Origin of the sequence: uncultured Blautia sp. (genome assembly GCF_902497045.1) — a bacterium.
Classification (GTDB): Bacteria; Bacillota; Clostridia; order Lachnospirales; family Lachnospiraceae; genus Blautia_A.
Genome location: NZ_CABVDF010000240.1, coordinates 1 through 4,095 on the forward strand (window position 1 = coordinate 1; position 4,095 = coordinate 4,095).

At 43.5% G+C, this 4,095-nt stretch carries 2 protein-coding genes; both read left to right on the plus strand.

Going from position 1 to position 4,095, the window contains the following annotated elements; translation table 11 throughout:
* Positions 1 to 3,225, plus strand: a 3,225-nt coding sequence (locus RDS42_RS13030) for an SNF2-related protein (protein WP_308784040.1), incomplete at its 5' end; no start/stop codon positions are given.
* A gap of 59 nt (positions 3,226 to 3,284) precedes the next feature.
* The coding region (locus RDS42_RS13035) for an ArdC-like ssDNA-binding domain-containing protein (protein WP_308784041.1) at positions 3,285 to 4,095 on the plus strand (811 nt) is incomplete at its 3' end.

Below are 4,095 nucleotides of genomic sequence, written 5' to 3' on the forward strand. Positions count from 1 at the left end.
GAGCCATCCGACGAGTATCTTTCCGGGAATGTCAGGGAGAAGCTGAACATTGCAAGGCAGTTTGCAGAAAACCATCCGGAATATATGGTCAATGTGCAGGCACTGGAACGGGTACAGCCGAAAGACCTGGATGCTTCCGAGATTGAAGCAAGGCTTGGTGCAACATGGATTTCTCCGGACTATATTACAGAGTTCATGGCAGAAACATTCCATACACCACGACACCATATCAATTATGAGCGTATTAAAGTGCAGTATGCGGAAGTGACTGGACAGTGGAATGTAAAGGGAAAGAATGTGGATAGCAGCAATAATCCACTTTCCACATCAACTTATGGAACACAAAGGGCAAATGCTTATAGATTGTTGGAGGATGCGTTGAATCTGCATGATACAAAAATTTATGACACAATACATGATGCGGATGGGGAACACCGGGTACTGAACCGAAAGGAAACTACTCTGGCGCAGCAGAAGCAGGAACTGATCCGGGAGGAATTTAAAGAGTGGATCTTTAAGGATATGAGCCGACGGGAAACGCTCTGCAAGATTTATAATGAACGGTTTAACAGTGTAAGACCAAGAGAATATGATGGCAGTCATATCCAGTTTGTCGGAATGAATCCGGAAATTAAGCTGATGGAGCATCAGAAAAATGCGGTGGCACATATTCTTTATGGAAATAATACCCTGCTCGCACACTGTGTAGGTGCAGGCAAGACATTCCAGATGATCGCAGCTGGTATGGAGAGCAAGCGTCTGGGACTGGCACAAAAGAGCCTTTATGTGGTTCCAAACCATTTGCTGGAACAGTGGGGAAGCGATTTTTTACGCTTGTATCCGGGAGCAAATGTTCTGGTGGCAACAAAGAAAGATTTTGAACCGGCAAACAGAAAACGGTTCTGTTCCAGAATCGCAACAGGGGATTATGATGCGGTCATTATTGGACACAGCCAGTTCGAGAAAATCCCGCTTTCCAGGGAAAGACAGATTGCATTGCTGGAAGATCAGATTGCAGATATTACATTTTCTATTGAATCAGCAAAGACGCAGGTTGGAGAGCAGTATACCGTTAAACAGATGGAAAAGACGAAGAAAACCCTGAAAGCAAAACTGGAAAAATTAAATGACCAGACACGAAAAGATGATGTTGTGACTTTTGAGCAGTTAGGCGTGGACAGGCTGTTTGTGGACGAGTCACATTATTACAAAAATCTTTTTTTATACACTAAAATGCGGAATGTGGCAGGCATTTCACAGACCGATGCACAGAAAAGTTCAGATATGTTTATGAAATGCAGGTACATGGATGAGATTACCGGGGGAAAGGGAATTACGTTTGCAACGGGAACACCCGTATCAAACAGTATGACCGAATTATACACCATTATGAGATACCTCCAGTATGATACTTTAATGAATATGGGAATGGGGCATTTTGATTCGTGGGCAGCTACTTTTGGAGAAACTGTTACGGCAATCGAATTGTCACCGGAAGGGACGGGCTATCGTGCAAAAACACGATTTGCCCGTTTCTTTAATCTTCCGGAACTGATTTCCATATTTAAGGAAACAGCAGATATTCAGACTGCGGACATGTTGAATCTTCCTGTACCGGAAGCAGAATATATCAATGAAGTATTAAAACCGAGCGATGAGCAGAAAGAAATGGTGGAAGCATTTTCAGAACGTGCAGAGCAGGTTAGGGGAGGTGCGGTAGATCCAAGGGTAGATAACATGCTCAAAATTACCAATGATGGAAGAAAATGTGCATTAGACCAGAGGCTTTTAAATGATATGTTGCCAGACGCAGGGAAAAGCAAGGTAAATGCCTGTGTGGAGAATGCTTTCCAGGTATGGGAGGACGGAAAAGATACACAGGCTACCCAGTTAATCTTCTGTGACCTCAGTACACCGAAAACTGACGGAACGTTCAATGTTTATGATGATGTAAGAAACAAGCTGGTGGAACGGGGAATCCCGAAAGAGCAGATCGCATTTATTCATGAATACAATACGGAAGTAAAAAAAGCGGAGTTGTTTGCAAAGGTGCGGGCCGGGCAGGTAAGAATCCTGATGGGTTCCACTCCGAAACTCGGTGCTGGTACCAACGTACAGGACAGACTACTTGCACTGCATCATCTGGACTGCCCCTGGAAACCGTCTGACCTGGAACAGCAGGAGGGACGTATTCTCAGACAGGGAAACCAGAATGACAAGGTAAAAATCTTCCGGTATGTAACGGAAAATACGTTTGATTCGTACATGTGGCAGATTCTGGAAAACAAGCAGAAGTTTATTTCACAGATCATGACCAGTAAATCCCCGGTGCGTGCCTGTGAAGATGTAGATGATACAGCTCTGTCCTATGCAGAAATCAAAGCACTGGCAACAGGAAACGAGTACATCAAAGAAAAAATGGATCTGGATGTGCAGGTAAGTAAACTGAAACTTTTGAAAGCAAACCACACCAGTCAGATCTATCGTCTGGAATCGGATATTGCAAAGCGGTATCCGGTACAGATTACAGCATTAAAAGAGAAGATTGCCGGTATGCGTGTGGATGCAAATGTAGTAAAAGGAATAGATTTGCAGGATAATGACCACTTTGCAATGACAGTTGGTGGAAAGCTGTATACCGATAAAAAAGAAGCGGGAGTTGCACTCATTTCAGCAGCATCCGGCTTGAAGTCCGTAAAATCAGCAGGGCAGATCGGAGAATATCATGGTTTTGCACTTTCTTCAGAATACAATTTCCTGTCGAATACTTATACCCTGACGATCAAGGGAAAATGTTCTTATAAGATTGAGTTCGGAAAGGATACTCTGGGCAATATCCAGAGGATTCATAATGCACTTTCTGCAATCGAGAAAAAGCTGGCAGATACCGAGCAGAATCTGGAAACGGTACAACAGCAGTTAAAGACCGCACAGGAAGAGGTGCAGAAGCCATTCCCGAAAGAAGCGGAACTGAGTGAAAAAATGGAACGTCTGGCAGAATTAAATGCCATGCTCAACATGGATGAGAAAGGGGGAGAAAATCTTCTGGCAGATGAGGGAATCGGGGAAAACCCGGAAGTAAACATGCCGGAGGAACGACAGGACAGAATTGCTGACAGTGTTCATAAAACATCTATTCTGGAAAGACTGAAAGAACAGAAACAGCAGGAGCAGACAGGCGAAATACAGCAGAAACCAAAAAAGAAACACGAACAGGAGTTATAAAGGGTATCCCGTCAGAGTGACCATAGCTTTGGCGGGATTTTTCTATGGAGGATTTGATTATGGCAAACAGAGAAGAACAGTTAAAGCAGATTACAGAGCAGTTGGAACAGGGTGTTGCAGAAATATTCACATCAGAAAAATATACGGAATATCTGAATACAATGGCAAAGTTCCATAATTACAGTTTTAATAATACATTGTTGATCGCTATGCAGAAACCGGAAGCAACACTGGTAGCGGGGTATCAGGCATGGCAGAAGAAATTCAACCGACAGGTAAAAAGAGGGGAAAAAGGCATCCAGATTATTGCCCCGGCTCCGTTTAAAGAGAAACAGGAGATTGAAAAAACTGATCCGGAAACAGGTGAGATTGTGATTGGGAAAGATGGACAGCCGGAAACAGAAGTAGTAGAGCGTGTTATTACAAAATTCCGGGTTACGACAGTATTTGATGTCAGCCAGACCACAGGAGAACCGATTCCAGAGTTTGAGGTATCAGAACTGGATGGAGATGTTTTGATCTACCATGATTTTATGGAATCATTAAAAATGGTTGCCCCGGTTCCTATCCGTTTTATTGAGATTGATGGGGAGGCGAAAGGCTTTTATCAGCTTGTCGATAAATATATTGCTATCCAGCCTGGCATGAGTGAGGCACAAACCATGAAAACAGCGGTGCATGAAACCGCACATGCAGTATTGCATGATCGTGATCAGATGGAAGTAGAGGGCATCGTAAAAGATCAGCTTACAAGGGAAGTAGAAGCAGAAAGTGTTGCCTATGTGGTATGTAACCATTTCGGACTGGACACATCGGAGTATTCTTTTTCCTATATTGCAAGCTGGTCTTCCGGTAAAAATATGAAAGAGC